25 protein-coding genes and 1 riboswitch are annotated in these 24,916 nt (G+C 43.5%); of the genes, 11 read left to right on the top strand and 14 right to left on the bottom strand.

Translation table 11 applies throughout. The features are described from left to right. Position 1: 1 nt before the first annotated feature. Complete coding sequence (locus tag ACFSYC_RS00760; RefSeq protein WP_377122372.1) at positions 2 to 463, bottom strand: Lrp/AsnC family transcriptional regulator; 462 nt, start codon at positions 461 to 463, stop codon at positions 2 to 4. A 132-nt stretch (positions 464 to 595) separates the two neighbouring features. Then, positions 596 to 733, top strand: a riboswitch (cobalamin riboswitch). Positions 734 to 751: 18 nt separating this feature from the next. On the opposite strand from ACFSYC_RS00760, the gene metE reads away from it, so the two are divergent. From metE to ACFSYC_RS00725, 7 genes are all read left to right on the top strand, one after another. Next, entirely contained in the window at positions 752 to 3,049 is a 2,298-nt protein-coding gene (gene metE / locus ACFSYC_RS00755; RefSeq protein WP_377122369.1) for a 5-methyltetrahydropteroyltriglutamate--homocysteine S-methyltransferase, read from the top strand. 108 nt (positions 3,050 to 3,157) lie between these two features. Continuing rightward, positions 3,158 to 4,093: a methylenetetrahydrofolate reductase gene (locus tag ACFSYC_RS00750; RefSeq protein WP_377122366.1), complete on the top strand. Its 936-nt coding sequence runs from the start codon at positions 3,158 to 3,160 to the stop codon at positions 4,091 to 4,093. Between the two features lie 51 nt (positions 4,094 to 4,144). Further along, the gene (locus tag ACFSYC_RS00745) at positions 4,145 to 4,513 is read left to right on the top strand and encodes a hypothetical protein (protein ID WP_377122363.1); all 369 of its coding nucleotides are present in this window, start codon (positions 4,145 to 4,147) and stop codon (positions 4,511 to 4,513) included. Positions 4,514 to 4,676: 163 nt separating this feature from the next. After that, positions 4,677 to 5,513 carry an MbnP family protein gene (locus ACFSYC_RS00740; RefSeq protein ID WP_377122360.1) on the top strand — a complete coding sequence of 279 codons (837 nt, stop codon included), beginning with the start codon at positions 4,677 to 4,679 and terminating at the stop codon, positions 5,511 to 5,513. A 6-nt stretch (positions 5,514 to 5,519) separates the two neighbouring features. Next, entirely contained in the window at positions 5,520 to 6,566 is a 1,047-nt protein-coding gene (locus tag ACFSYC_RS00735; protein WP_377122357.1) for a cytochrome-c peroxidase, read from the top strand. Positions 6,567 to 6,578: 12 nt separating this feature from the next. Next, a complete protein-coding gene (locus ACFSYC_RS00730; RefSeq protein ID WP_377122354.1) occupies positions 6,579 to 7,499 on the top strand; it encodes a transporter in 921 nt (306 codons plus the stop codon). A gap of 21 nt (positions 7,500 to 7,520) precedes the next feature. Next, complete coding sequence (locus ACFSYC_RS00725; protein ID WP_377122351.1) at positions 7,521 to 8,012, top strand: hypothetical protein; 492 nt, start codon at positions 7,521 to 7,523, stop codon at positions 8,010 to 8,012. 65 nt (positions 8,013 to 8,077) lie between these two features. On the opposite strand, the gene ACFSYC_RS00720 is transcribed toward ACFSYC_RS00725, so the two are convergent. The 5 genes from ACFSYC_RS00720 to ACFSYC_RS00700 form a co-directional block, all read right to left on the bottom strand. Next, entirely contained in the window at positions 8,078 to 9,790 is a 1,713-nt protein-coding gene (locus ACFSYC_RS00720) for a PepSY-associated TM helix domain-containing protein (protein ID WP_377122348.1), read from the bottom strand. Positions 9,791 to 9,793: 3 nt separating this feature from the next. After that, on the bottom strand, positions 9,794 to 10,078 hold the full coding sequence (locus ACFSYC_RS00715; RefSeq protein ID WP_377122345.1) for a hypothetical protein: 285 nt from the start codon (positions 10,076 to 10,078) through the stop codon (positions 9,794 to 9,796). A 1-nt stretch (position 10,079) separates the two neighbouring features. Then, positions 10,080 to 10,409, bottom strand: coding sequence for a hypothetical protein (locus ACFSYC_RS00710; protein ID WP_377122342.1), 330 nt, complete (start codon positions 10,407 to 10,409; stop codon positions 10,080 to 10,082). A gap of 84 nt (positions 10,410 to 10,493) precedes the next feature. Next, a complete protein-coding gene (locus tag ACFSYC_RS00705; protein ID WP_377122339.1) occupies positions 10,494 to 11,717 on the bottom strand; it encodes a DUF4374 domain-containing protein in 1,224 nt (407 codons plus the stop codon). Between the two features lie 5 nt (positions 11,718 to 11,722). Beyond that, the gene (locus tag ACFSYC_RS00700; protein ID WP_377122336.1) at positions 11,723 to 14,065 is read right to left on the bottom strand and encodes a TonB-dependent receptor; all 2,343 of its coding nucleotides are present in this window, start codon (positions 14,063 to 14,065) and stop codon (positions 11,723 to 11,725) included. Between the two features lie 205 nt (positions 14,066 to 14,270). Here ACFSYC_RS00700 and ACFSYC_RS00695 point away from each other — a divergent pair, with 205 nt between their 5' ends. After that, the gene (locus ACFSYC_RS00695; RefSeq protein ID WP_377122333.1) at positions 14,271 to 15,215 is read left to right on the top strand and encodes a hypothetical protein; all 945 of its coding nucleotides are present in this window, start codon (positions 14,271 to 14,273) and stop codon (positions 15,213 to 15,215) included. A gap of 41 nt (positions 15,216 to 15,256) precedes the next feature. Here the strand turns inward: ACFSYC_RS00695 and ACFSYC_RS00690 are convergent, their stop codons facing one another. Further along, positions 15,257 to 16,606: a sulfatase gene (locus ACFSYC_RS00690; RefSeq protein WP_377122331.1), complete on the bottom strand. Its 1,350-nt coding sequence runs from the start codon at positions 16,604 to 16,606 to the stop codon at positions 15,257 to 15,259. On the opposite strand from ACFSYC_RS00690, the gene ACFSYC_RS00685 reads away from it, so the two are divergent. After that, positions 16,605 to 16,727, top strand: coding sequence for a hypothetical protein (locus ACFSYC_RS00685; RefSeq protein WP_377122328.1), 123 nt, complete (start codon positions 16,605 to 16,607; stop codon positions 16,725 to 16,727). The two genes, ACFSYC_RS00690 and ACFSYC_RS00685, sit on opposite strands and share 2 nt — an antisense overlap. A 40-nt stretch (positions 16,728 to 16,767) precedes the next feature. On the opposite strand, the gene ACFSYC_RS00680 is transcribed toward ACFSYC_RS00685, so the two are convergent. Next, on the bottom strand, positions 16,768 to 17,349 hold the full coding sequence (locus ACFSYC_RS00680; protein ID WP_377122325.1) for a TetR/AcrR family transcriptional regulator: 582 nt from the start codon (positions 17,347 to 17,349) through the stop codon (positions 16,768 to 16,770). Between the two features lie 53 nt (positions 17,350 to 17,402). Further along, positions 17,403 to 18,152 (bottom strand): SDR family NAD(P)-dependent oxidoreductase, encoded by a 750-nt coding sequence (locus ACFSYC_RS00675; protein ID WP_377122322.1) that lies wholly within the window; start codon positions 18,150 to 18,152, stop codon positions 17,403 to 17,405. A 261-nt stretch (positions 18,153 to 18,413) separates the two neighbouring features. Here ACFSYC_RS00675 and ACFSYC_RS00670 point away from each other — a divergent pair, with 261 nt between their 5' ends. Beyond that, positions 18,414 to 18,749 carry a hypothetical protein gene (locus tag ACFSYC_RS00670; protein ID WP_377122319.1) on the top strand — a complete coding sequence of 112 codons (336 nt, stop codon included), beginning with the start codon at positions 18,414 to 18,416 and terminating at the stop codon, positions 18,747 to 18,749. A gap of 118 nt (positions 18,750 to 18,867) precedes the next feature. Here ACFSYC_RS00670 and ACFSYC_RS00665 read toward each other — a convergent pair whose 3' ends face one another. From ACFSYC_RS00665 to ACFSYC_RS00655, 3 genes are all read right to left on the bottom strand, one after another. Beyond that, positions 18,868 to 19,755: a dienelactone hydrolase family protein gene (locus ACFSYC_RS00665; protein WP_377122316.1), complete on the bottom strand. Its 888-nt coding sequence runs from the start codon at positions 19,753 to 19,755 to the stop codon at positions 18,868 to 18,870. Between the two features lie 48 nt (positions 19,756 to 19,803). Further along, complete coding sequence (locus ACFSYC_RS00660; protein ID WP_377122313.1) at positions 19,804 to 20,790, bottom strand: glycosyl hydrolase; 987 nt, start codon at positions 20,788 to 20,790, stop codon at positions 19,804 to 19,806. Between the two features lie 161 nt (positions 20,791 to 20,951). Then, on the bottom strand, positions 20,952 to 22,115 hold the full coding sequence (locus ACFSYC_RS00655; protein WP_377122310.1) for an alpha-hydroxy acid oxidase: 1,164 nt from the start codon (positions 22,113 to 22,115) through the stop codon (positions 20,952 to 20,954). A gap of 113 nt (positions 22,116 to 22,228) precedes the next feature. Between ACFSYC_RS00655 and ACFSYC_RS00650 the strand changes: the two genes are divergently transcribed. Beyond that, the gene (locus ACFSYC_RS00650) at positions 22,229 to 23,113 is read left to right on the top strand and encodes an AraC family transcriptional regulator (RefSeq protein WP_377122307.1); all 885 of its coding nucleotides are present in this window, start codon (positions 22,229 to 22,231) and stop codon (positions 23,111 to 23,113) included. A gap of 1 nt (position 23,114) precedes the next feature. Here ACFSYC_RS00650 and ACFSYC_RS00645 read toward each other — a convergent pair whose 3' ends face one another. Next, entirely contained in the window at positions 23,115 to 23,510 is a 396-nt protein-coding gene (locus ACFSYC_RS00645; RefSeq protein WP_377122304.1) for a hypothetical protein, read from the bottom strand. A gap of 364 nt (positions 23,511 to 23,874) precedes the next feature. Next, entirely contained in the window at positions 23,875 to 24,705 is an 831-nt protein-coding gene (locus tag ACFSYC_RS00640; protein ID WP_377122301.1) for a sterol desaturase family protein, read from the bottom strand. Positions 24,706 to 24,916 lie beyond the last annotated feature (211 nt).

Genomic DNA, 24,916 nt, shown 5'->3' with positions numbered 1-24,916 from the left:
CCTACAAATTGATGTTGTAAGAGTTCTTGTTCTCGCACATCACAAAGGTGCTATGTGTGCTACCAATGCTTTTTACCGACCCAAGCTTATTAAATACAAAGTCTTGATAATGCTTCATATTCCGGGCATAAACCTTCAATAAAAAGTCATAATCGCCGGATATATTGTAGCATTCTGTTACTTCCTTTAGTTGCAGTACATCGCTCACAAAATCATGACCGATACTTTTGTCATGCTGCTTAAGCCTGATGTTGCAAAAGATAATCAACCCCTGATTAAGTTTCTCTGAATCTATCAGGGCTATATATTTTTTAATATAACCATTTCCCTCTAATCGTTTAACGCGCTCAAATACTGGCGAGGGCGAAAGGTTTACCCTTGCAGCCAGCTCTTTCATGGTCAAAGTTGAATCATTACCCAATAGTTTTAAAAGCTTAATATCTGTTTCGTCCAGTTCTGGCATAGAATAATTTTCTTTGTTTAAATGATTTAAGTTGTTCTTGCAGACTAATAAATGTTAATAATCGATAAATGTAGATTTTTAAGCCGAATAAATATTAAAATAAAGCACAGTAATCTTTATATATAATTTTGAGAAGAATTTTAAGCTTAAGATTTTATCTACGTACTTAAATGGGATCAAGGGGGAACCGTGTGCAAATCATGGGCTTTCGCGCAAATGTGAGTAATGGATGTTACTAGCCAGATTACCTGCCTTAAGTATAATTTATCAATTAAAACATTAAAGAAAATGCTAACACAAAACCTGGGCTACCCGCGCATTGGTGGCCAACGACAACTAAAAAAAGCCTGCGAAAACTTTTGGGCAGGCAAAATTAACCTGGACGAATTACAGCAGGTTGCTTACACGATAAGGGAAGAAAACTGGCAAACGCAATTGCAGGCCGGTATTGATCTTATTCCCTGTAACGATTACAGTTATTACGACCAAATGCTGGATATGAACCTGCTTTTAGGTGTAATACCTGAGCGCTACGCCCCCGTAACAAAAGTGGCCGGGAATAATGAGATCGATCTTTATTTTGCTATGGCCCGTGGCTATCAAAAAAACAACCTGGACATTACCGCCATGGAAATGACGAAATGGCTGGATACAAATTATCACTACATAGTGCCCGAGTTTACTGGTAAACAACAATTTAAAATATCGTCTGAAAAAGTGTTTGAACAATATGCCGCGGGCAAGATAACATTGGGCGATAAAGCGAAGCCTGTTTTAGTTGGCCCGGTGAGCTACCTGTTATTGGGCAAAGAAAAGGAGCAGGGCTTTGAGCGCGTAGACCTGATAAAAAAATTGGTGCCTGTTTATGTTGAAATCATTAACCGTTTGATACAACAGGGCGCCACCTGGATACAACTGGATGAACCTTGCCTGGCGCTAGACTTGTCTAAAAAAGAAAAAGAAGCCTTTGATTTTGCTTACCGCGCTATTTCCAACCGCATAAGTGGCGTTAAGCTGGTGGTGGCTACTTATTTTGAAGCGTTGTTAGATAATACAAACTTAGCCTTAAACCTGCCCATTGCAGCTTTGCACGTTGATTTGGTACGTGCTCCCGAGCAACTGGACGAAGTTTTAGCGTTGATCCCAGATAGCCTGCAACTTTCTGTTGGGGTTGTTGATGGCCGCAACGTTTGGAAAAATGACTACGAAAAATCATTAGCCTTGATTTATAGAGCAATCGAAAAATTGGGCAGCGATCGTGTCATTATTGCGCCATCATGCTCATTGTTGCACAGCCCAATTGATTTGGATCTGGAAACTGCCATTGACCCTGACATTAAAGTCTGGATGGCTTTTGCTAAACAGAAGTTAAAGGAAGTTGCCGAGTTAAAACAGATCGTTAGCGGAAATTTTGAGTTGCTGCAAGCCAATAAAAAAGCCATCGCTAGTAGAAGCGCGTCGCAAAAAGTGCATAAGCAGGTTGTGAAAGATCGCGTTAGTGCTATTACCGAAGCTGATGCTACCCGCAAAAGCGCTTTCCCTATCCGCCAGCAATTGCACCGCGAACGATTTAATTTGCCTTACTTCCCTACAACTACCATTGGGTCATTCCCGCAAACGGACGACATTCGGCAACTACGTGCTAAATTTAAAAAAGGCGATTTAACGCTGGAGCAGTACGATTATGCGCTTGAGCAAGCTACCATAGAGGCTATACGCTGGCAGGAAGAACTAGGGATTGACGTTCTGGTACACGGCGAGTTTGAGCGTAACGATATGGTTGAATATTTTGGCGAGCAGTTGGACGGTTTCTTGTTCACAAAGAATGGTTGGGTGCAAAGTTATGGCAGCCGTTGTGTTAAACCGCCTGTTATTTATGGCGATATAAGCCGCCCGGCAGATATGACGGTGCGGTGGAGCAAATTTGCAGCGGCCCAAACCGACAAACCGATGAAAGGCATGTTGACTGGCCCGGTTACAATTTTGCAATGGTCTTTTGTGCGCGATGACCAGCCACGTGATGTTACCACTAACCAAATCGCATTAGCTATCCGTGACGAGGTGTTGGCTTTAGAACAAGCAGGTTTAGGCATTATACAAATTGATGAGGCCGCTATACGCGAAGGTTTACCATTGCGCAAAGCCAAACGCCCGCATTACCTGGATTGGGCCGTATCAGCCTTCCGTGTAACGGCAAGTGGTGTTGAAGACAAAACACAAATACATACCCATATGTGCTATAGCGAGTTTAATGATATTATTGAGCATATTGCCGCTATGGATGCTGATGTAATCACGATAGAAACATCGCGCTCGCAAATGGAGCTTTTACATGCTTTCGCGAATTTTGAATATCCGAATGAGATTGGCCCGGGAGTATATGATATCCACTCGCCACGTGTGCCATCAACAGAAGAAATGGTATCGTTGTTAACAAAAGCAGCCGAATTGCTGCCGGCGCAAAATCTTTGGGTTAACCCAGACTGTGGTTTAAAAACCCGTAAATGGCCGGAGACGAAAGCCGCGTTAGAGAACATGGTTGCGGCGGCCAAACAGGCTCGTACACAGATTAGCGTTGAGGCCTAAACCGATAACTGCGGGTGATTTTGCCGCAGTTATTAATTAGATAATTTTACCTTTGCACACGCTATGGCAACAAAACAAAAGTTGTTATATTGAAAGACTTAGACACTCATGTTCCTAAACAAGATACAAACCGGCGAGTCTGGCATTTTAATTTACGGTATTACGCCTCCCAAGTCAGAAACCAGCCCCGAGCGCATAGGCGAGATAGCCGAGAAAACTATCGCCCGCCTTATTCCGCTGGATATTGACGCACTTATAGTTTATGACGTTCAGGACGAATCTGCCCGTACGGTCGAAGAACGCCCGTTCCCGTTTCTGAAAGCGCTTGATCCGTTTGAATTTGCCGGCAAATACCTGCAAGACCTTAAAATACCTAAAATCATTTATCGCCCGGCGGGAAAATTCTCAAAAGAAGAACTTTCTGCCTGGTTAGACGAATTACATAACAATTCCTTTTACCCGGTATTTGTGGGCGTACCTGCACCCGATTTCCCCGTTAGAACCACGCTGCCCGAGGCTTATCAAATCTGGAGCAAACACCAGGAAACTTCTGTGGTTGGCGCCGTTACCATCCCCGAAAGGCATGCCGTTTTAAAAGACGAGGACCAACGTATACTTGACAAAGCCACTTGTGGGGTGTCATACTTTATATCGCAATGCGTATTTAATGTGGAGTATGCAAAACAGGTGATTGAGGACCTGAGCCAAACCTGCACTAAAGACAATAAAAAATTCCCTACCATTATATTTACTCTTACTGCCTGCGGGTCGCCAAAGACGCTAACCTTTATGGAGTGGTTGGGTATCCATATCCCCGAGGAGTTGAAAGAAGAACTAAAAAATGCCGAAAGTATGTTGGAGCGTTCTGTCGAGGTTTGTCTTAATATTGCCCGTGAGCTAATTGATTTTTGTGCCGAGCGTTCTATCCCATTTGGTTTCAATATTGAAAGCGTGGCTATACGTAAAGACGAGATCGAAGCATCTATCAATATGACTAACGAGATTGGCGCATTACTGATTAAAAAGGGTATAAGGAAAGTATAAAAATCTCCCCGAAATTTATTCGCTAAACATTCTATACCTATCTTTGCGGCAATGTTAAACCGGGTAGTATCCATATTTTTATTGGTTACGCTGATAAGTACCAACTTTTCGCGTTTCTTTATCTATGCCGGTTTTCAGGTAAATAAAAGCTACATAGCAGCGCAGCTTTGCGAAAATAAAGCCCGCCCCTGGATGAACTGTAACGGCAGTTGCTTTTTGATGAAAAAACTGAAAGCAGCCGAAGAAAAAGAGAAAAAACAGGAGCAGGAAGCAAAAAGGAGCCATTACCAGGAAGCCCTGGCACCAGCTACTGCTATTACATTTACTCAACCTGTACAAATTATATCTTATCCGTTGGCTGCAACACCAGACGTTGTTAGCCGCTCACTGCCGGTATTTCAGCCGCCTAAAATAGCCTAGTATTTTCTTAAGTATACGCCGCATGTTTCATTACTGATAATGGACATGGGCCTGCTTTGCTGTGTCTACCCCTCAAGGTTAGTAGATATAGTCATTCATCAATTGAACAATTTAAGAAAACTTGAGGAGCGACTTTGCGTGCTCTTTACACTATTGCTATATCATGAAAATATATAAACAACTTTTAACAGGCCTATGCCTGCTATTGGCTTTTACAAGCTGCTCAAAAAAAACAGACATTGCCCCTGCATATAATGAGAATGTACTGGCTTCATTCTCTGTTGAGTTTGATAACATTGTTGGCGACCGCACATTGACCTTTAACAATACCGCCAGCCCATATACCAATGCTGCAGGCGAGAAATTCACCATATCACTGGTGCAATATTTTATAAGCAATATCAAAGTAAGCAAGGCCGACGGTACCACGTACACCGTTAAGCAGGACAGTAGCTACTTTTTGATTAAAAGTGCAGACCGTAGCACCCGTTTTGCCAAGGTAAAAGTGCCCGAGGGCGATTACACCAAAGTAACCTTTACCATTGGAGTAGATAGCTTGCGCAGTACCATGGATATCAGTAAGCGCACAGGTGTCTTAGATCCATCAGGAGGCCATGATGGCGGAATGTATTGGGGCTGGAACTCCGGTTATATCTTCTTTAGAATGGAAGGCAATGCCGACGCGATAAGCAATGACGTTAGTGGCGACCCAACCGGTAAAAAAGCGTTCAGGTATCATATTGGTGGTTTCGGTGGATACTCGGCACCTACCATCAATAACATTCGGACAGTCACCGTTGATCTTACCGCTGGTGGCGTTGCCAAAGTGCGTAAAGACAGGCAAAGCAATGTGCATTTACTGGTTGACCTGATAAGGGTATTCAATGGCAAAAATCCGTTTAGCATAGCCGCGCACCCAAGCGTTATGTTTAGCGATTTTAGTACCAGTGTATCCGCAAATCTTCCGGGTTTATTCAAGCATGATCACACCGAAAACTAGCAGATCATGAAAAAACGAGCATTCTGGATAGTGATATTCGGTTTCGCGGGGTTTTTGATTGCCTGTAAAAAAGAAGATCAAATTAAACAAACGGTTAGCGGATTTCTGGGTTTCCAGAAACCCGCTAACTTCCCCGAGCCGGAGTACAAGCTAACAAACAACAAAATTACCGAAGCAGGTTTTATTTTGGGTCGGTCACTGTTCTATGAACCAAGATTATCGCGCAATAACACCATTTCGTGCGGATCGTGCCATATTCAATCTTCTGCCTTTACGCAACACGGGCATGATGTGAGCCACGGTATTGACGACCGTCTGGGTACGCGCAACTCGCCACCCATCATGAACCTGGCCTGGAACAAGGCCTTTATGTGGGGCGGCGGTGTATTTGACCTTGACCTGCAGCCCATAGTACCCATAACCACGCATGAGGAGATGGACGAGAGCCTGGAGAACGTTATGGCCAAACTGAAAGGCGTAGCCAAGTACCCGGCGATGTTTAAGGCGGCATTTGGCACAGAGGATATCATTACTGCAAGGTTTATGAAATCGCTGTCGCAATTTATGTTGATGTGCATTAGCGCCAACTCCAGGTACGACAGAGTGATTCGTAAAGAGGGTGCTGCTTTTACTGCGGATGAGCAAGCGGGGTACGAGCTATTTAAAAGCAAATGCAGCAGCTGCCACAGCGAACCATTGTTCACTGATAACGGGTTCAGAAACAACGGCCTGGCACCAAGCGCCATTAACGATGTGGGTTTGTACACCGCCACTTTGCAACAAACTGACAAGTACAAGTTTAAGGTACCCAGCCTGCGCAACTTGAGCTATACCGCACCTTATATGCACGATGGCAGGTTTTTAACCCTGGATGCTGTATTTGACCATTACATCAGCGGGATACAGCAAACTCCAAATCTTGATCCGATTTTGCAAAAGGATGGTAAGTTGGGGATAACGTTGTCTGCCGGTGATCGCGCTAAGCTAACCGCCTTTTTGAAAACCCTCGACGACATAGACTTTGTAACCCGCAAAGACTTGTCTGAACAATAAATCACAAACACTATGAAGAAATACATCATCATACTTATACTCAGCGTCATCAGCCTGCCATCCCTTGCCTGCGATATTTGCGGCTGTGGTGTGGGCGGCTATTACCTGGGTATTTTGCCCGAATACAATAAGCGTTTCATTGGCCTGCGGTATCAGCATAAAGCGTTGATCGCGCACTTAGGGCCCCGCGGCGAACGCTCCCCCCTGACATCAGACGAAACCTACCAAACTGCCGAAGTTTGGGGCGGTTGGAACATGGGTGCCAAGTTCAGAGTGCTGGCATTTGTGCCTTACAACTTTAATAGCCGACTGGCTCAAGCCGGCGATGGTCATAAAAGTGGCCTTGGCGATGTAGCCGTAATGGGTTACTATAATGCTTTTAGCACCCGCAGTAACGTTGGTTATGATCTGCTGCTGCAATCGCTTTGGGTGGGTATGGGTGTTAAGGCGCCTACCGGAAAATACGAGCCTGCTGAAAGAGCGCTGTCGACAGAATCGCCCAATAACTTCCAATTAGGCACGGCCAGTACAGATTTTACGCTGAATGCGGCCTATGATATTCGGCTGATGGACCTGGGCCTTAATATTAACGCTAACTACAAGATCAATACCCAAAACAAGTATGATTACCGCTACGGAAACAAGCTGACAACCAACGCTTTAATATACTACAAGTTTCGGTTTTTTGAAAAACTGACCATAGCGCCTAACGCCGGTATGCTGTACGAAACATCGCAGCAAGATACAGAGGGCGGCAAGTATACGGTTGAGGTTTCGGGCGGACATGCGCTGTCTGCTATAGGTGGGGTAGAGGCTACTTTGGGGCGTTATTCTACCGGGGCCAATTATCAACATGTGGCATCACAGCAGTTGGCAAACAACCGGGTAAATGCCGGCGACAGGTTGATGATCCATTTTTCTGTAGCTTTTTAGATCGAATTTTACTTTAATCAAATGAAAAAGATCCACTATTTGATCTGTGTATCGGCGATTGCGTTGACGACACAGAGTTGCCAAAATGAGGCGAATTATAAAGATGTCCGTAAGGAAGTTATTACCCTGCACGATGGGTTAATGGCCAGTGATGAAAGGCTGATGAGCACTAAAATGGCATTGGATTCGCTGTGTTTAACAGGTATGCCAGGGGTAAAAGCCCACTATTTGGAGGTGGATACTGGGGAGTTGCGCACAGAAGTTAAATTACTTACTGAGCGCTTGAATAACCTGAGCGATCAAATGTCTAATTGGATGGAAAACTTTAAGACCGATATGGATGGCAAATCAAACGCCGAAGCCGTGGCTTATTTTGAGGCCGAAAAGGTAAAAGTTAAAAGGCTTGATAGTTTGTACAATGCGGCCATAACGGAGTCTGAAAATTACTTGAAACGTTTTGATATAAAACGCGATACTACAGCAAAACATGAGCATAGTATGCATAATATGTAAGCTTAAACGTATAATGGCAGATTAGCACGAATACCGCTAATCTGCCTTATAAGTTTGCACAAAGACTATTCAGCGGTAGCTAATTCTCTGGCTTTAGATTTTGCCTTAACTTTAGGAGCCGATGCGGTGGCATCCATCTGCGGCTTGGTCTTTATTTTCCATAGTATGATAGCGCTGATAATGGCTAACGAAAGGAACAACACATCAATAAACAGGATATCAAAAGCGCCCCGTTTATAAGTTTCCCAAAAACAATTACCGCGCACTACGCCGTCAAGTATCGGCAGTGCAAAACAAATTACAGTCGACAGGAAAGTAGAATGACGATTAACACGATCAAGATTACGAAGCGCCATAAAGTAAACGCTTAAACCTAACCAGCTATAAAAGAACCAATGGTAAATATCCGGCTGGCCCGGTTTATCAATAAACAATAACGAAATCATGGTGATACCTGTTACCGGCAATAGGCTTAAGCTTGTGGCTAGGTAGATATTCGCTGTCCAGAAGTTGAACTTGCGTTTACGCTCCGGTATGCTTTTCTTATCACGGGCTACCAGCCATATCATTACGCCCGAGTTGATGACAATGCAGCCCATTATACCCAGTACGAAATAAATTACTTTAATCGGGCGGCCACCATAATCGCCAAAGTGCAAGTGATATAATATCCCGGTTACAGTTGCCGTGTAGGTTGGCTCTGAAAGCGGGGAGCGTTCTGACAGTATTTTATTGTCCCTAACACGATAGATCAATTCGCCAACGCCGTTCATCTGCGCGTCGGTATGTGGCTTGCCTTGTATAACTACATGCATGTTTTTATCGCCGTAGTTGCGTATGGCTACCAATGTGATGTCGCTGCGTTGCCATTTATTGGCCGTTGCTGTCACCATATCGTTTAAATTAAAAGTAGTATCAGCCAAGGCTTGGTAAGTATATTTGAATTCCCCTTTTATCCCAAAACCAAGGTCCTTATAAATTTTTTCTTCCTGTCCCTTATAAAACAACTTAGTGTAGGGCACAATTAAAAAGGAGTTAAAAATAAGTATGATACCGGTAAGCGCAAATACCAGCTGATAAGGAAAGCCTATAACACCCAAAACGGTATGCAGGTCTGTCCAAACAGATTTCCACTTGTTCCATGGCCTGAAAGTGAAGAAGTTTGACACCATCTTGTCCCAATGCAAAAGCAAACCTGTAATAAGGGCAAATAAGAAAATAAATGACACTATACCAGCTAGCAGGTAACCAAACGGCACCCCTATCCTAAACGGAAATACCTGGTTAACTGGCGCCAAAAAGTGCAGGCGGTATAAAAACTCGCCCATGGTGTATGATGTCGTGTAATCAGCCTCAGCTTTTTTACTAAAATCATAGGTAAAAAAGGCGTTATCACTGTCACCACCACGGCCGCGGCCGCCGCCACGTTTTTTCTTGGGTTGTTCCCCCGGTTTACCATGCGCCTTTTGCTTTTTAACTGTCGAATCGTGCGATGCCGACATAGAGACGTATACATTTGCTGTATGGTGCTGCATGCTAAAGTCAAAGTCGCGGCCTTTGAGTTTGTGCTTTTTTGCCAGCGAATCTATCAGGTAATTAAAATCGGGCTTCCCTAATTTGGCACTGCTTACGTACGAATCATTTTTTTGCCAGGCAGCTATATCGTTTTTAAAAAAAGAGAACGAGCCGGCAAAAAATATCACATACAGGATACCGCAAATAATGATGCCGCTAACGGTATGCGTGTTGAAATAAATGTTGTATTTTCTGTTATCCATGATCTAAGCAGTTGGTATCAGGTAAAGACCCGAGAAAAGGGCGATCAGGCCCACATATATAGCCCAGGTTTTCCAGGCTTGTTTAATCAAAAAAGCAAAAAGCAATAGCGTTGCCCAAAGCAGGTAACCTGTAATAAATGATGTAACCATCACCCTATCCAACGGAAATAAACGCGTTAATGCTGCATGGAAACTGATAGTTACCAGGTAACCACCAACGGTGCCGGCAAGGATTTTTGAAAGTTTGGTCCAACCAGATTTGTTTAGATATTTTTTATTTGCCGGCATGTTAAATTAAAATTTCGAGTGCAACACAACAAAAATACAGACCCACTACACCAGGCAGGCGCAAGTAATTAAAGGGCTCCAGGACTACCGACAGGCAGCCTACCCCCATCAATCCAACAACAAAGCCGCAAAGGCCACTCAAGAGTCCAATAGCACATACAAAGCCAACAGCAGTTATCAAAAGTAGCACAGCACCCAATATGCGGGCTGCCTTTTTGTTGCTGATTATTTTTGCCGTTATGGTAGAGTTAGCGCCACCCTTAGCTGATTTAGCGCTTAATTGCCAAAGGTAAAAGGCAACAAATTGAATGAAGTATAATGTACTGATCATAAGCCGTGCTATTATTTATGCTGCGTTGTAACAAAATAAACCGGGAGGATATCACGATCTCCCGGTTATTTGATGAGCTAAATACTATTTAAGGTTTTGAATTGCAGTAATAACCCCACCTTCAACTTTTAGGCCGCGGGTAGCGGTTGCGGTGCTTGCGTCAACTTTGTAAACAAAGCTGGTACCGTCTTTTAAGTTAACACCAATGAAACCGGTTTTTCCGTCTTTGGGCGAGTAGTTGTTACCGGTTAAAGTTGATACATCTTCGACCTTAGGGAAACCGGTAACGGCTTTGTAGGTTTTATCAACTACGTTAACAATACCCAGGCGTAAACCGGCGGGGAAACCACTTGTCTTTTCTGCTTTATTTTGAGAGCGTACAAGGTAATTGTTGCTACCCAGATATAACCAATGGGTAATATTTAAACCGCTGCTTGCTGCTTCTACATCAAAGTAATAGCTCTGATCAAACTCGGTAGTACCCGACTTGATTTTCAAGATAGCTGATGGTTTGGTAGATGAAACAACGCCTGCTGTCGTAGCAGCTGATGGTGAGTATCCATAAATGTCGCCGTTTTCTTGTACTGACAAACCATCGGTAAAGTACTGGCCAATAAAGCTGGCCCTGTCATCGGTGATCACTTTTTCAAGCTTCATATCAGCATAATTAAAGATAGCGATGAAAGCTTTGTTAGGGACAGCAGTATTAAAACTCCTGTCGTTAATAGACTGATATGGTGCAAAAATCTTAGTGCCAACTTGCTTTATCCAGGTAAAGTGCGCTAATTCGCCTGTGCCGGTCATTGCCAGGTTATCAAATGTTCCTTGCGACGTAATGGTCAGACTATTAGTATTTACTTTAAACCAGCTACAAGTAGGGGCGGTTAAGCTCCGTGCAATTTTTAACAGCATAAGGTCATCATTAACCGGGGCAAACGCTTGTACGGTTTCTGTCTGGAAGTTTGATAACTTGCTTAATTTACCACCATTAACCTTATAAGCGGTTACGGCGCCAGGATTGCCCTGGCCATAAAGCATGCTAAAAAATTTGCCGTTAGCAGTTACATAATAACGGTAAGTACCGTCTTGCTCAATACCATTACCAACAATACTGGTAGTGCCGGTTTCAAGATTTGACGAGGTTAATAAATAATCGGCAACGCCAGTAGAGGCTGTAGGGCTAATCGTTAAAATGTAGGTGCCCTTTTCTGTCGGCAACACAGGGATAGGATCGGCATTTTTGCTTTTTGAACAGGATGCCAGTGCAGCGGCCGCAAGCAGTAAGGCGTAAGTTGATTTTAGTTTCATATGGATTATATTTTAAAAGAGTTAAAGAAATAGCGAAGGTTTAGATAGAAGCCGCGGCCAGGTTTTTGCAGACTAAAGTTGTCATACTGCCTGTTTTCGGTTATGTTTTTAGCTTCAAGGCCAATGTTGTAACGACCGTTGTTAAGGCTGTATACGGCGCTTAGGTCATGGCTTAATTGTAATGGTATACCACGTTTATCGTCTGTGTCGCTACGGCCACCAAGGCTTGGCCAGTACAGGTAAAAGCTTTGTACAAACAATAGGTTGTAGCCCAGGTTAAGGGTATTGCCTTTGCCTTTAAAATCCCTAAGCGTTACAGATGCATCGGCATTACCAAAAAAGAAGGGTATGTTAGGCATCTGATCTTTATATACCGGACTTGGAACTAAATTTCCCGAAGCGTCGCGCACAAGGCGTTGTTGGTTTTCAAGATATTGGTAAGTTGCAGTAGCGCCTGCAGAAAGCCATTTTTTATAGGAGTATCTTATTTCGCCCTCACCTCCGTAGGTGAATACACCCTCAAGGTTTTCTAACATTAAAGACGTTTGGTTTTGATTAAATCTTTGGTAGATATAGTTGTCAGAGTAACGGTAAGTTGCATTAGCATTAATCAGGAAATGGTGATCGTCTTTAACATTAAAGCCATAGCTTATGCCTAAGTTGGCGTTGTGGCTTTGTTCTGGCAGAAGCGAAAGGTTACCCTGTACTAACTCTACGTCACCAAACAATTCGTTTGACTCAGGTAAACGTTGTGCACGCTCATAAGAGGCTTTAAGTTGCACTTTGGTTGACAGAAAGTAACTTGTGGCGGTACCATATCCAAACCTGTTAAATGCTTTTTGACCAGGTACTTTTTGATACAGGTTTTTACCAAAGACTGATACACTCCATTCATTCTTTTTATCATAAGTATAAGCAAGTCCCAATACGTTTTTACGCAAGCTTGGTTTTACCTCTCCACGGGTAAAGCCGTCGTTGAAAGCGTCTGTACCGTTACGAGAGAAAGTGCTGTATACATTGCTTAAGGCTACGGTTTGATTATCGGTAACTTTATAGCTGGCGGTACCGGTTATTAGCCCCGTGTTATTTCTGTATCGCGACAGGCTTCTTTGACGCTCGCCGCTGCCCGCTTTAGGTATTGAGTTGCCATACCAATCAAAATATCTTGATACTGTATCAACGTTGTACTCGGTACCCAGGTTAAAGTTACCATTAAGGGTAACATCCAAGCCTTTAATCAAATCGGTTTTACGGTATTTCAAAGTCGGCATAATGATGTCGCCATGGCGGTGCCAGGCGCCATAAGGCACAACTAAGCGCACGCTGGTTTGGAACTCTTTATAGTTTTTGCCTAACGTGATACCTAAAAGCAATTGGTCTGCCCAGCTTTTGCCTACTACACCAACATTTGCTACTAAAGTTTCATTGTGATAAGTATCATGAAAACGCTTTAAAACAGCAGCAGGGGCATAGGCCCCCGTTTTGATATCGGCAGCCTCGACTGTTACTTTATAGCTATTGTCAGAATAGTTTTGGAAAGCGTTTAGTCGGAAAGTAAAACCATTATCGGTTGTCACTGCCGCGTTGACAACACCGCGGTGTGTATTGAATGATCCGTATGAATAAGACGCGTCTATGTAGTTTTTAAACCTGTCGCCGGTAACAATATTAATGGCGCCGCCCAAGGCGTCAGATCCTAACCAAACCGGGACCACACCTTTATAGACCTCCAGTCGCTCGGCCACGTTAATTGGAATGTTGTTAATCTGGAATGATGACCCGAAGTTATCCATCGGCACACCGTCAATAAAAAAGCGTACCCGGTTACCCGAAAAGCCGTTTAAAGAAAGATTAAAGTTTGATCCTACACCGCCCGACTCACGAACACGTACGCCCGAAACACGGTCGAGCGCGCCGCTCAAATCAAGAGTTGTATTATATAGCGCTTTGGCATCAATAGCGGTAACGTTAAAAGCCTGGCGGTTAACCTCCTGCACAATGGTGCGGCCTGTTACCATTACGGCATCAAGCTCGGCCTTGTCTTCTTGTAAAGTGATATTAATTACTTGTTGTTGACCGGCCGTTATGGTGGTTGTATGTTCGGTTTTCTTGAAACCTACACCAGTAAACACTAAGGTGTAATTACCCGGAGCAATGTTTTGCAATAAATACTCACCACTATTGTTGGAGGTTGTTGCGCGGTTGGTTCCGGCTATTTTAACCGTAATTGCAGGTAAAGTACCTGCCTGATCTTTGACTACCCCGCTGATAGAGCCAGAGCGTTGCGCATACGAAGAGAAAGTAATGGCGCATAAAAGCACCAAGAGCAAAATTTGTTTAAATTGCATCGTTTTTTAGAGTCACATTTAAAAAACACCCTTAATTGGGACCTAGCCGCACAGTTTCCCGCTGTGTGGCTTATTTTTTGTCAAAGTTATTCTTATTTAGATTAATTACAAATAATATTTATAATAGCTTTTTGGCTACAGATAGGATGAAAGAAACGGCTTACGCTATTAAGCGCTGTATTGTTTTTTATTTATATTTAATCCTATGAATACCAAGGCCCTAATCATAATTCCAATTATTCTTATTTCTTCCAGCTTTAAGCCTTTGTTAAAGGTTTCGCCAATAGGCATAGCCGGAAAATACAGGAACGATGCAGGAATAGCGCAAGACCCTGACGTGCTTTATAGCGGAAGTTTTAACGACGGTTTGGATAAAATCTGTAGTAGGTACAGTGATGTGCGTAACCGGGATGGCATGTGGTTGGATAGTAAAGATGTGCCTGACGGCAGTAAAGTGCCGGCTTTAGTGATGACTAACAAGGGTGGCGTAAATGATGGCGGCCATCTGTATCGCATTTTTAAGCCAGGTTTTGATGGCACAATTTATTTGCGCTATTATGTTAAGTACCCGGCATCGTCCAAAGGATATATCCATCATGAGTCAGTATGGATAGGGGGCTATAATCCGGCTACTACCTGGCCAAATCCGCGGGCGGGGATTTGTGGCTTGGGCGATAAAAGGATTTCCGTGGCTTACGAACCTGTTTTAGCGCCCAACATGGACACCTATTTATATTGGGGCGATATGCGACAAGGAGGTGGTGGCAAATGTTACGGTAACGATATGGTGAACCACAGCCCTACTGCCCAGACACTGCAATGGGACAAATGGATGTGTGTTGAGCTGATGATAAAATTAAATAACCCGATAACCGCCCACAACGGCGAACTAAAAGTTTGGCAGGACGGTAAAGAGGTGGGCCATTGGGGCCCGGGTTTTCCTAAAGGCTATTGGGATGCAGACTCTTGGTATAACGACACAACCAAGCAACCCTTTGAAGGTTTTAAATGGCGAACCAATGCTAAGTTGAATATTAATAATTTGTGGATAGAATTCTATGATGATCAGTCACCCGCCGGGGCATCGCATCATATTAAGTTTGCTAATTTGGTGATAGCCCGGAAATATATCGGGCCGATAAAAAAGTGAGGGCTAAGAAGAGTAAGAATTGTTATGTGATTACGTTAAATTTATTCCTCTCCGCCCTTAACCGCCGCTGTCGCCGGCAAAAAGCTTTTGCTTATCTGCGTTCTAAATCCCTCTGTCACCTTTTTCATTGACGGTTCTTTGGCAAGGTTTTTCCATTCGTTAGGATCTTTTAGTTCGTCGTAAAGTTCTTCTGTGCCATCGCTGTAACGGATGTAGCGGTATTGTTGGTTGCGTATAGCCTGGTTGCCTTGTTTATAAGTAGTAACCGCAGGATATTTCCATGTTAACGATGGATCTTTTAGCAAGGGTACAATACTACGGCCGTCAATGCGCGATGCTGGTCCGCGCAAACTGCAAAGTTCCATCAGCGTGGGATAGATATCCAGCAAGCTTACAGTTTCATTGCAAGTTTGATCAGGTTTGGTAAGGCCCGGCACGCGCCATAGGTGTAAAATATGGGTGGTTTGCTCCCATAAGGCAAACTTAGCGAAGTGCTTTTTCTCGCCCATGTGGAAACCGTTATCAGCCGATACTACGACAATGGTGTTGTTTTTATAAGCGCTGCTGTCTAACGCTGCTATAATGCGACCGAAATTGTAATCCATAAAAGAGATACAGGCCAGGTAACTGCGCACAATTTCTTTCCATTTGCCACTTTTTTTCATGATATCGTAATCAACCGGGCTGGCCGCCCAGCCTTTAGCAATTTCAGGCAAATCATCCCAGTCCGACTCTAACACCTTTGGCATCTGCATGCTTTCTATCGGGTACAGATCAAAAAAACGTTTGGGGGCCGTCCATGGGTTATGGGGTTTGTATAAACCTGCCGCCATAAAAAAAGGCTTAGTGTAAGTTTGCTTTAACTGGGCGCTAATAGTTTCGGCAGTTACATTATCCGTGTGGTCAGACTCAGGTCCGGTCCACTCCGCGTAATTGAACATGGGTGGGGCTTTCAACTCGCGTGGTACATTGCGAACGCCGGCGTTCGGCCCGTAATTGCCTTTTCCGGCTTTAACATCCCACATGGCATCATACTTCGCTTTCGCCGGGTCAGTATGGAAAATTTTGCCACGGGTAAGTGTGGTATAGCCGTTGTTTTTAAATAGTTCGGGCAAAAAGACAGCACTGTCAAGCACCTTCGAGTCAACTATGCGGTTATCGTTATCATAAATACCAGAGTGATAGGGCGCTATGCCGCTCAACATAGCGGCACGTGATGGGTTGCACACCGGTGCTGCGCAATACGCCTTTTTAAAGTTCACCGACGTTTTTACAAACTTATCAAGGTTAGGGGTTTTAAGGCCGGGGTAACCTTTAAGCTGCGTAACGTAATCATTCAAGTCATCAATTAACACAAACAGTACGTTGGGTTGGGCATTACTTTGGGCCATGGTACCGTTTGCGGTTAAAAGAAAAACCACTACAAAACAGGTAATGACCTTTTTAATTGAATTTGCCGATTTCATAATTTCTATTACAGATAGGTTTGACGAAGAGATTCATCATCAGTAAAAGTAGGATTTGTTAGTGAAGAAGCAAATGATGCGCTCCTTTAAACCAACACGGTTAACGCCGTTTCAACGATATCGTCAAAAAAAGCGCGATCTGTAGACGACTTTGCCGACACCTGCAGACCTTTAACTGTATTATTAAGGAAACGCGCTAAGGCAAGGGGATTTTTATTGGGGCTAATTTCGCCGCTTGCCTGGCCGCGTTCTATAACCGACAAAAAAGTATCCTCTAATTGGTTCTGAGTTTGACAGATCAGTTGGTTTACTTCGGTGTCATGATTAGCCAATTCAATACCGGCATTAACCATAAAACAGCCACGCTGTTGTTTGTCGGCCAGCAGGTCATTTACAACCATGGCTAACAAGTCATGAATAGCCATTTCTGCCGTTTGCGACTCGCGGATAAGGGTACACAACTGCCCTCCATAATTTTTCTGGTAAGTATCCAGCGCTTTTATATACAGCTGGTGTTTATCGCCAAAAGTATCGTAAAGGCTTGAGCGGCTTATACCCAGCCCATCTACCAGGTCCTGCATAGAAGTGCCATTATAGCCTTTGTCCCAAAAAAGCGCTATTGCCTTTTTAAGTATCTCTGCTTCGTCAAAATCTTTTGTTCTGGCCATAAACTGCAAAAGCCCGCTTTGGGCGGGCAAATTACTAATTTTTAATTATTTAATTAACGCAAACCGCCGCTGGCAACCAATATCTCGCCGGTTAACCAGCCAGAATCGTCGGACGCCAGGAATACGGCTATAGGTGATATATCATCCGGCTGGCCGATACGGCCAAGCGGTACCTGCGATTCAATTTGCTTTTGGAAATCGCCACCGATAAAGCCAGCTGTTATAGCACCTTCGGTTTCAACCATACCCGGGTTAATGGCGTTTACACGAATTTTTCTAGCGCCTAATTCCTTCGCTAATACTTTGGTGATAGAATCAACCGCGCCTTTGCTTGCGGTATATACTGCACTCTCTGGCGGAGTGATGCTTGTAACGGTAGAGCTAATGTTGATGATGCTTCCGCCACGGTCGCCGATGCTTTTTACAGCTCCCTGGGTTACCAATAGCAAGCCTAACACATTGGTGTTAAACTGACGGTGGAAGTGCTCTTCGGTAATGGCCTCTATAGCGCCAAATTCATAAACGCCTGCGTTATTTACTAAAATATCCACAGCACCAAAAGCCGCCTGGGTTTCGGCAAATAAACGGTCTACATCGGTTGCGTTTGCAACGTTTGCTTGTACCGCTACGGCTTTGCCACCGGCGGCAACAATGTCAGCCACAACTTTTTTTGCACCTTCTTTTGACGATGCGTAATTAACTACAACCGAGGCTCCCTCTGCCGCTAAACTTTTTGCTATACCAGCACCAATACCTTTTGATGCGCCTGTTACTACTGCTACCTTGTTTAATAATTTTGACATGATTTTTGGCGTTCATTATTTTATATCGGAATGAACGTTCCAAAAGTAAATACAATACTGGAACAATCGTTCTGTTATTATTAAATGTGGAGTTTTGATGACAATTGATTTATAGTCAAGTAAAAATTTAGCCGTTTTTTCCCGGTTGATATGTGCTAGCTTTAAGCGGTTAATTGAAAGAGCAAATTATTATTTGGAAATATGAAAGCCATCGTTTAACTTTGTAACGCAAAGTACTTTTAATGATTAAAATTAATTATCATGACATCAGCAAACACATTCACCACACCGTCGTTTAATACGGCATCACTAATTAAGCCTGCATTAATTGGTTGGGGCATTGGCCTGGCAGTTATCCTTTTCTTTATTTTTAATGTTGACCACCCTAATGTTGCCTGGGGCAATTACTGGCGCATAAAACCTGTTGTACTTACGCCGTTAGTTACAGCAGGTGGCGCGGCATTTTTCGCGCTGATGACTAGTTTGAAACTACAGGGATTAAAAAAGATATTGGTTATTACGGTAGGGGTAATAGGTTTTATTATATCCCTGTGGATAGGGATTGTACTGGGCCTTAACGGCACGTTGTGGAATTAAGGATATCGGCTCACCTATTAAACAAAAACCCACTGCAAGCAGCGGGTTTTGTTTAATAGTGAGTTTAATGGTATTGTATATGCTAATCATGCAATCTATACATGCTCTTTGAAACTTGTTAACCTAAATGTTCTTTAAAGAAATCGATCGTACGTTTCCAGGCTAACTCGGCAGCGGCTTTATCATACCGCGGCGTGGTATCGTTATGGAAACCGTGATTGGCGCCTTCATATATAAACGCCTGGTACTTTTTGTTATTTGCCTTTAAAGCCGCCTCATAAGCAGTCCATCCGTTTGTTATACGGGTATCCAGCGATGCATAATGTAACAGCAAAGGGGCCTTGATTTTGGGCACATCATCAACAGCCGGTTGGCCACCATAAAACGGTACCGCTGCCGCCAGTTCGGGCACACGGACCGCCATCATGTTACTGATGCCGCCGCCATAACAAAAGCCTACAACACCTACCTTGCCATTGCAATCTTTATGATTTTTAAGATAATTAAAAGCATCTATAAAATTCTGCTCCATCTCGCCTTTATCGCGTTTAGACTGCATCTCGCGGCCTGCATCATCGCTGCCGGGGTAACCACCAAGTGGGGTTAAGGCATCGGGTGCAAGACTGATAAAACCAGCAAGCGCAGCACGGCGCGCAACGTCTTCGATGTATGGGTTTAGCCCCCTGTTTTCGTGCACTACAATGATACCGCCAAGAACCTTTTTAGCATCGATAGGTTTAGACAGCAGTGCTTTGATTTTACCACCACCGTTAGGCGAATCATACGTAATATACTCAGATTTTAACCTCGGGTCATCGGCCTTGATTTGAATATTGTTTTTATAATCAGGCATCAGGAAACTCATCAGTGCCGGCACCGTGAGGCTGCCAACGGCGTACAGGGACAGCTTCTCCATAAACCCGCGACGGTCAAGGCGGTTATGCGCGTAATCATCATACAAATTATATATATCTTGCGTGATGTCTTCTTTGTTTATCTGGCTCATATGTTAGTGGTTCTTTATCTAAGATAAACGTTTAAATTAAGTATTAAACTATTGCCCCGACAAAAACCACCAGATCCGCTCAAATACAGAACGCGGTTTTGGGCCATAATCTTTAACAATATCAGGCACTTCATCCAAGGTTACTACCAAATCATGATGGTACACGTAGTTAAGGTGTGTAGTTGGAACCTTTTGTAAAAAGTTGGTATGCCACTCCATAAACCAAAGCCATTTAGCACCGGTGTCAAATGATTGCTGCGGATCAGGCGGGATACCGCATTCGTGGAACGCTATTGGCATCACATCGCCAACTATTGCCTTTGTACCATTAAACATACCGATGCGCGACTCGGCCTCTTTGTAAGTGTCAGGTCCGGCAATATCAACGTATTCGTGGCCGGGGTACCAGGCCGGGTCGGGCTTGTCCATAAAACATAATACCCATATCAAGTTATTCAAGCCCTTGTCATGTACATAATAGTTATACATGGTTCGCCATAAGCGTTTAAAGCGTTCGGGGCCTTGCTTGCCCCACCAAAACCAGTTGCCGTTTAGCTCATGAAACGGCCGCCATAATACCGGCACGTTGGCACGCTGAAGTTTTTTTAGCAACACGGCTTTCTCATCCATCTCTTTCCAAAAAGCCTTATGCTCTGGGGTTCCCTCTTCAAATATCTTGTCTATATCTATCTCTTTCTTTGAGTTTTCGTAGCCCCCGCCAGTGGTCGGTGCGCCCCAGTGCCACATAAGGGTGGGTATGCCGCCCTTGCGCCACCATTGTTTAGCATATTTTACTTCGTTATTATTTTTGGCACTGTCAATAAAATCCAGTCCGCGGATAGCAGGGAGTTTACCGGTACTGTCTTCAATATATTTTAGTTCATCAAAGCCCCAGTTTGAAGTCATTTGCCCGGACAGCATCTTTTTACCGTACACGTTTTGCAGGTAGGCATACAAGGCCTTAGCCTGCCTTGACGCATTTTTATTTGACAATTGCTTACGCTGTTGCGCATGGGCTTGTGTGGCAAAAACCATTAAGCATATAAAAGCACAATAAAAGCGTGTAGAGGTGGTTGCAGGCATTTCATCAAAGATACCATCCGCTGCGCAAAACAAAAATACGCTAGCGTATCATTTATAATACCTAAATAACAAAACCCCTGCGGGTTAACAGAGGTTTGTGGATTTGATAATCGTTATTTCTTTATGAGCGTAGCCGGCAGGGCACCTACGTTTTCGCAGCATAATTGTTCCATGGCCTGCCTAAATTGAGCTTTAAACATAGCTATGGTATGGTTGCCTCCCTGGTTACCCAAAGCTGCCGCCCCATACATAAACGGGCGACCCATAAATACAAACTTTGCACCACAAGCCATGGCACGTGCAATATCCGGACCTGACCGTACACCGCCGTCCATCATCACCGGCATTTTGTCGCCATATTTACCCGCTATGCGGATTAACGATTTTATAGAAGACTCGCCCGCGTCTATCTGCCTGCCGCCATGGTTTGATACGATGACGCCATCTGCCCCTAAGGCTATTGCCTTTTCCATATCGGGCTCGCTAACTATACCTTTAAGTATGATCTTGCCTTTCCATTGGTCGCGTATGGCGGCAATCTTGTCCATTTCTACCCGTTTGTCAAAGGACGCATTCATAAATTCGCCCAATTGGCTCATGTCCAGGCCTTTTTCCATGTATTTTTTCAGCGTAGCAAACTCAGGGATGCCATGTTGCAAAGTTTTTAATGACCAGGTAGGCCTTATGCACGCCTGAAAGATATTGTTGATATTCATCTTAGGGGGCATAGATAAGCCGGCCTTAACCTCGCGATAACGGATACCAAACGATGGCACATCAACCAAAACAACCAATACATCGCAGTTAACATCGCGCAGTCGCTGTAAAATATCATCGCGCATGGTGGTTTTAGCGGGGTGATATAATTGGTACCAAAACTTGCTGTCAGTAACCTCTGCAATGTGCTCAATGCTTGAAGTTGATACGGTGCTCAATATGTAGGGAATATTATGTTTAACCGCTGCCTTAGCTAAAATCTCGGGCGCATTTGGCCACATTAGCCCTTGCAGGCCTATGGGTGGGATACCAAAGGGCGCGTCATAGCGATGGCCGAAGAGTTCGGTACTGATGTCAACGCCGTTATACTTTTTTAAATACTGAGGCATTAGTTCAATAGCCTGAAAGTCGGTTTCGTTCTTGCCAAGATTTACCTCTTCATTACAACCGCCTTCCAGGTAGTCAAAAGCAAACTTTGGGATGCGGCTTTTGGCTTTCTTTTTCAGATCGGCCACTGATGGGTAATTGGGGTTGTACTTAAATAAGTCGGGTGTTGACATATCGCTTGCGGTTTAATTCAGATTATAAAAGTAATAGCTTACAACGTGGTATGGTTAGCATAAAACCTATCTTAATTGGTACTTTTTTGATAGCTTTATGGGCCAGGATATAAATGATAAAAATTTATAACATATCAGATTTTTCGCCTTTTTATAATAAGGAGCAGCAGTTTATGATAGCTCCTTTTGAAAGCCTGAACCGCCCCACCCAATTTGTTTGGCCCCATAAGCATAGTTTTTACGAGATACTATGGATCTGTGAAGGTGAGTCTAAACATGTGGTTGATGATCACGAATGGAAGTTATCTGCCGATAACGTTTACTTTATTTCGCCGGGGCAAGTGCATCGCATTGAAACCCATAGCGCGCTTAAGGGACACAGCATTATGTTTACCGAGGAGTTCTTCATCCTAAACTTTATCAATAACGAGGCGTTGGATAGGCTGGCGTTTTTGCGCAACAGTTACAAAAACCCGCATCTTACGGTCAATGCAGAAACACGGGCATCGCTGGAACCGGTACTGCAACTAATGTACGCTGAATTTGCACGGAACGACTATTCGCGCCTGGCGCTTGGCTCACTGATGTTTGTATTGTTGACAGGGCTAGAGCGGGTTTACCAGTCCCAGCAAGGGACTGTAATCACCTCTGCACACATAGTTTTAATGGATCAATTTCGTTATTTGTTAGAGAGCGGCTACGCGGGTCAGCGTCCTTTGGGTTATTACGCCCAGGCGCTTCATGTCACGCCGCATCATCTCAATGCCGTCATTAAAAAGGCCACAGGCAAAACTGTAACAGCGGTTATTAGTGACCGTATAATGCTGGAGGCTAAACGGATACTGGTACATACCGATACACCCATAGGGCAGATAGCTCACCAATTGGGCTTTAATGATTTTTCTTACTTTTCAAGATTATTCAAAAAGCGTAACCAGCTTTCGCCTGATAAGTACCGGGCCGCCATGCATGTGAAAAATCTGCCGCTATGTGTTTAAATTATTTATAAGAAAAGTTCATCTCTTTGTGCACTTCGTTGGAGTTGAATATGTCGTAATGCAAGGAATAGCCAAAGTTTTCAAGCACATATTTAAAACCAACTTTGAGCTCGCCATTGGTGTTATTTAGCGTTTTTGCGTAAATCAACTTATTCGCCTGGGTAGGTATTTCATTAATTCTCATAGTAGCAACTGCAGAATCGAGCAGTTTTTTTGAGCCATCAGTTATCTGGACAAAGAACGTTATATTCCCTTTTTCGGCCGAAAAATCCTTTTCGGTATACCGATTAAAGTTGACGGTACGAGCTAATGTTTTTACAGGAAGTGATTGCTTGCTGCAGGATGAAATCATTGTGGCCGTAGCAGCCATAATAAAAAGGAAAAGTAAAATTTTCATAATGTATAGGTTTAGGCCGTTTAAACGTCAGCCGCCGCTGTAACGTTACAGAGGCGCAGAAAAATAATCGAATAAATCTTTATCAATATGAGGTTTTTAGTAAACGCAGCTAGGAACGATATACTTTTTTCCCGGCCCGGCTGGATAAGTTACATTTCACATAATTAAAGCAAGAATGCTGAGCAGCATGTAGGGCGCTTTAACAAAACGAAGCTCAAACTAATAAATTTTTATTTGCAATTAAGAAAGGATACTGCCTGATAATTAACCTTCGAATTAGTAGCGTGAGCATCTTTACCGTTTATATGCTATCGAAACATATTCAGATACCGTCTATCTAAGGTAATCGCAAATAATAAGAGCCTTAAGAGTTAGCGGCGAGAGATTGCTTATTAGTTTGATTTGCATCAACATATAAACTTATATCACTGCCTTTTTTATTAACTCTATTCTGCTGTACACGGTCGTACTCCTTTACATAGTTTGGGTTTTCGGTACCCATCACCCTATCCCAAAACCTGAAGTACAGGCCGTAGTTGCCCGTAAACTTGCTGTGATGCAGGTTGTGATGTACTGATGTGTTGCTAATTTGAAACAAGACAGTGTGGCGCAGCCATTTAGGCGCAATTTCGTAGCCCAAATGGCCATATACGTTGATAATGAAACCTATCAGTACAAATAACCCTATGGCTAGAGCGTGCATAGGTAGTATTACGACAATTACCAACAGCACCAATCCTTCCGTCCAGGCCTCTAAAAAATGAAAAGAATATGATGTCCAGGGTGATGGGTTAGTAGATTTATGATGCAATAAATGTGCGTACCTAAATAGCTTAGGGTGGTGCAGCAAGCGGTGCATCCAGTAAAAATAAGTATCATGTATTACCAGGCTTAGCACTACGCTGGCATATAGCCACCAGGTGGGGTAATCGGCAACTTTTGTGTAAACCTGGGTATAATTGCGCAGGGGAGTATAAAATACCGAGCAGGCAATGACGGTAAAAACCAGTGTAGTTTGCATGGAGTGCAAGATCTCGCGCGCAAAATCTTGTTTTGAGGCATGGCGGACTTGAATTTTAGCCGGAGATAGCCATTGTTTTAGCAGCACATAGCAAAGTAAAAACGGAATACCTGCTACCACAAAGTAACGGATTGCCGTAACGCTGAAAATTTTTATAAATGGCTCAAAACTCATGCTAAATCAGTTTACTAGTGCAAATATGCATTAAATAATGCTGAAGTTTTTACCACTCATGGTAAAATTATTATTCTTTTATTGCAGGTGGGAGCGTAATACAAGAAAGCTGATTTATGAGCAATTATTATTCTTATTCTTCAACATGAGCTGCCATGTTATTAGCGGAGTTTGCGTTATCAAGAATTTGTAAACTTAAATAGGTCCCCTT

The organism is Mucilaginibacter antarcticus, from assembly GCF_042686155.1.
In the GTDB taxonomy this organism is placed as follows: domain Bacteria; phylum Bacteroidota; class Bacteroidia; order Sphingobacteriales; family Sphingobacteriaceae; genus Mucilaginibacter; species Mucilaginibacter antarcticus.
Note: the sequence above shows the minus strand (reverse complement) of the source record. Positions and strands in the feature narration are given on the sequence as shown.

Excerpts from the sequence above, each read along its gene's own strand:
- ACFSYC_RS00680 (WP_377122325.1), bottom strand. The coding sequence starts at position 17,349 with ATGGCCAGAACAAAAGATTTTGACGAAGCAGAGATACTTAAAAAGGCA.
- ACFSYC_RS00645 (WP_377122304.1), bottom strand. The coding sequence starts at position 23,510 with ATGAAAATTTTACTTTTCCTTTTTATTATGGCTGCTACGGCCACAATG.
- ACFSYC_RS00760 (WP_377122372.1), bottom strand. The coding sequence starts at position 463 with ATGCCAGAACTGGACGAAACAGATATTAAGCTTTTAAAACTATTGGGT.
- ACFSYC_RS00715 (WP_377122345.1), bottom strand. The coding sequence starts at position 10,078 with ATGCCGGCAAATAAAAAATATCTAAACAAATCTGGTTGGACCAAACTT.
- ACFSYC_RS00725 (WP_377122351.1), top strand. The coding sequence starts at position 7,521 with ATGAAAAAGATCCACTATTTGATCTGTGTATCGGCGATTGCGTTGACG.
- ACFSYC_RS00685 (WP_377122328.1), top strand. The coding sequence starts at position 16,605 with ATGGTACCGTTTGCGGTTAAAAGAAAAACCACTACAAAACAGGTAATG.
- ACFSYC_RS00735 (WP_377122357.1), top strand. The coding sequence starts at position 5,520 with ATGAAAAAACGAGCATTCTGGATAGTGATATTCGGTTTCGCGGGGTTT.
- ACFSYC_RS00745 (WP_377122363.1), top strand. The coding sequence starts at position 4,145 with ATGTTAAACCGGGTAGTATCCATATTTTTATTGGTTACGCTGATAAGT.
- ACFSYC_RS00670 (WP_377122319.1), top strand. The coding sequence starts at position 18,414 with ATGACATCAGCAAACACATTCACCACACCGTCGTTTAATACGGCATCA.
- ACFSYC_RS00730 (WP_377122354.1), top strand. The coding sequence starts at position 6,579 with ATGAAGAAATACATCATCATACTTATACTCAGCGTCATCAGCCTGCCA.
- ACFSYC_RS00705 (WP_377122339.1), bottom strand. The coding sequence starts at position 11,717 with ATGAAACTAAAATCAACTTACGCCTTACTGCTTGCGGCCGCTGCACTG.
- ACFSYC_RS00665 (WP_377122316.1), bottom strand. The coding sequence starts at position 19,755 with ATGAGCCAGATAAACAAAGAAGACATCACGCAAGATATATATAATTTG.
- ACFSYC_RS00655 (WP_377122310.1), bottom strand. The coding sequence starts at position 22,115 with ATGTCAACACCCGACTTATTTAAGTACAACCCCAATTACCCATCAGTG.
- ACFSYC_RS00750 (WP_377122366.1), top strand. The coding sequence starts at position 3,158 with ATGTTCCTAAACAAGATACAAACCGGCGAGTCTGGCATTTTAATTTAC.
- ACFSYC_RS00740 (WP_377122360.1), top strand. The coding sequence starts at position 4,677 with ATGAAAATATATAAACAACTTTTAACAGGCCTATGCCTGCTATTGGCT.
- ACFSYC_RS00640 (WP_377122301.1), bottom strand. The coding sequence starts at position 24,705 with ATGAGTTTTGAGCCATTTATAAAAATTTTCAGCGTTACGGCAATCCGT.
- ACFSYC_RS00690 (WP_377122331.1), bottom strand. The coding sequence starts at position 16,606 with ATGGCCCAAAGTAATGCCCAACCCAACGTACTGTTTGTGTTAATTGAT.
- ACFSYC_RS00660 (WP_377122313.1), bottom strand. The coding sequence starts at position 20,790 with ATGGTTTTTGCCACACAAGCCCATGCGCAACAGCGTAAGCAATTGTCA.
- ACFSYC_RS00720 (WP_377122348.1), bottom strand. The coding sequence starts at position 9,790 with ATGGATAACAGAAAATACAACATTTATTTCAACACGCATACCGTTAGC.
- ACFSYC_RS00650 (WP_377122307.1), top strand. The coding sequence starts at position 22,229 with ATGATAAAAATTTATAACATATCAGATTTTTCGCCTTTTTATAATAAG.
- ACFSYC_RS00675 (WP_377122322.1), bottom strand. The coding sequence starts at position 18,152 with ATGTCAAAATTATTAAACAAGGTAGCAGTAGTAACAGGCGCATCAAAA.
- ACFSYC_RS00710 (WP_377122342.1), bottom strand. The coding sequence starts at position 10,409 with ATGATCAGTACATTATACTTCATTCAATTTGTTGCCTTTTACCTTTGG.
- ACFSYC_RS00695 (WP_377122333.1), top strand. The coding sequence starts at position 14,271 with ATGAATACCAAGGCCCTAATCATAATTCCAATTATTCTTATTTCTTCC.
- ACFSYC_RS00700 (WP_377122336.1), bottom strand. The coding sequence starts at position 14,065 with ATGCAATTTAAACAAATTTTGCTCTTGGTGCTTTTATGCGCCATTACT.
- metE (WP_377122369.1), top strand. The coding sequence starts at position 752 with ATGCTAACACAAAACCTGGGCTACCCGCGCATTGGTGGCCAACGACAA.